The sequence below is a fragment of the Streptomyces sp. NPDC040545 genome (assembly GCF_055595065.1).
This window is the reverse complement of the sequence record NZ_JBVIWA010000056.1, coordinates 1-2025: the sequence shown is the minus strand read 5'-3', so window position 1 is coordinate 2025 and position 2025 is coordinate 1. Positions and strand designations below refer to the sequence as shown.

General features: G+C 67.8%; 2 protein-coding genes. One reads left to right on the top strand and one right to left on the bottom strand.

Annotated features, from left to right (window positions below):
* On the top strand, positions 1–295 hold a 295-nt coding region (locus tag ACZ573_RS38360; RefSeq protein WP_471313587.1), incomplete at its 5' end, for a hypothetical protein.
* Between the two features lie 8 nt (positions 296–303).
* Here the strand turns inward: ACZ573_RS38360 and ACZ573_RS38355 are convergent.
* Positions 304–1905 carry an ISL3 family transposase gene (locus ACZ573_RS38355; protein ID WP_471313582.1) on the bottom strand — a complete coding sequence of 534 codons (1602 nt, stop codon included), beginning with the start codon at positions 1903–1905 and terminating at the stop codon, positions 304–306.
* Between the last annotated feature and the right edge of the window lie 120 nt (positions 1906–2025).

The window sequence follows — 2025 nt, the reverse complement described above, 5'->3', positions numbered from 1 at the left end:
CTGCTGGGAGACCGCCTTCATGCCCGTGTACTCGTCTCTGGCTCACGCCCTGGCCGCGGCCTTGGTCGATGTCCTGTGGTTCATCGAGGGCAGTGAAGACGAGCAGATGGATCCGGACGACGCCGTCAAGGTGCTGGAGGGTGTCGCCCACCTGGTCAGCAAGCTGTCGAGCGAGCAACGGAGCGAACTGATCGATCTGCTCGGGACGATGGCCGAAGCCGAGTCCGACCCCGCACGCCGGGAGTTCCTGGAAGGGTTTCCGGAAGGCTTCGGGCTCCTTGATGATGCGGTCTGACCTGTGCATCACGAGTAGAGCAGGACGCGCTTGCGGAGAAGATGGAAGCCGGCCCGGCCGAACATCTGGCGTTTGAGCATCTTGATCCGGTTGACGTGGCCTTCGACGACGCCTGAGCTCCAGGGCAGGGTCAGGCCGGCGATGACTGCATCCCGGTCGCGGTCGATGCCTGCGGCAAGGGTATGGAGGCCGGGGAGGTCATCTTGCCGGACGGCATCGAGCCACTGCGGCAGCCGGTCGCCCTGGCGCTCGGTGAGCATCCGGCCGAAGGAGCGGACGTGGCCGGTGAGGGCGTCCAGTTCAGGGCAGTGGACCAGAACGGCCTTGAGTCGAAGGTGCTCCGTCTCGTTGAGGTTCTCCGGCCGGCGGAGGATCCACCCGGCGACGACACGAGGTGATGGCGGCCGAGCGGTGACGGCGCCTGGCGAGAGCCGCTTCTCCCGGAAATAGGCGCGAACCCGCTGGTAACTGCCCTGATAGCCGAGCGGCACGATCTCCTCCCACACCCTCCAGGCGGTCGTGCAGCCTTGGTTCCAGCGGTCATCCAGGTAGGGCTTGAAGGCATCGAGTTTGGATGGCCGGCCCTGCCACTGCCCCTGGAACAGTTCCTCCGGGGTGGCTGCGTCGGCCAAGAGCTTGACGGTGCGGGAGGTCATCCGGAGTTGGCGGCCGATCGCCCTCCGGCTGAGCCCGGCGGCCAGCAGTTCGTGGACGGTCGCGTGGTTGACGCGGGTGCGGTCGGCGAAGCGGTGTCCCCTCGGCCAGGGCGAGCCGGAGGGGTCTTCGAACCTCTCCGGCTCGGGGGCAGGCTGGGCTGGATCTGGCGCCAGAACCTGCAGGCATCCGCGGTGGTCTGCGACGCACCGCTCTGCAGCCTCGCTCAGGTTGTGCCAAAGATGCCACCGGTCCGCGACCTGCACCGCCTGTGGTGCCCCGGCCGTGGCACCTTCGGCGAAGAACGGTGCACGATCGCGGCAGACCACCTCCACCCCGGGCCGATTCGCGAGCCAAGCGGCCAGGCTGGACGCCTCCCGGTCGGGCAGCAGGTCCACTGGACGCCGGCTTTCGACGTCGACCAGGACGGTCCCGTAGCGGCGGCCTTTGCGGGTCGCGTACTCATCGACGCCGACTACCCGAGGGGCTGGAACTTCGGGGTCGGGCAACGCTTCGACCAGCCTGAGCACCGTACTCCGGCTGACAGACACGCCGAAGACTCTCGCCATGCGAGCACCGGCCCGGCCGGCGAGCGCGAGGCCCACCGCAGCCAGCGTCGACCGCAGGCGCTCGGTCCGCCGGCCGTACCGACGAGTCAAACCCGGCAGCTGTTCGGCGAAGGTCCGCCGCCCGCACGAGGTGACCGGGCAGAGGAACCGGCGGACCCGTAAACAGAGAGCGACCCGTCTGCCTCCGCTGGGCACATCAGCGGGAAACCGCAGGTAGGAGCTGTGAATCCGCCGTGACCAGATCCCGCATTCGGGACAGATGGCCCCCGCCACCTTGCTTCGGGCCTCGATGTGAACCGCCTCGTCGTTCACGGCCACGGACAGCACCACCACGTCGGATATCGACGGGAACAGCAACTCCTCCAGCCGGAGCACCACTTCTTCCACGGGCCGAACTGTCAGCCACACCACACCCGGTACGGATCAATTCCGGGCGTCTTCCCCCGGACCCGCTCGCCCGACGATCATCACTCAGAGTGCATGCTCCACGGAAAGTGAGCCAGAACC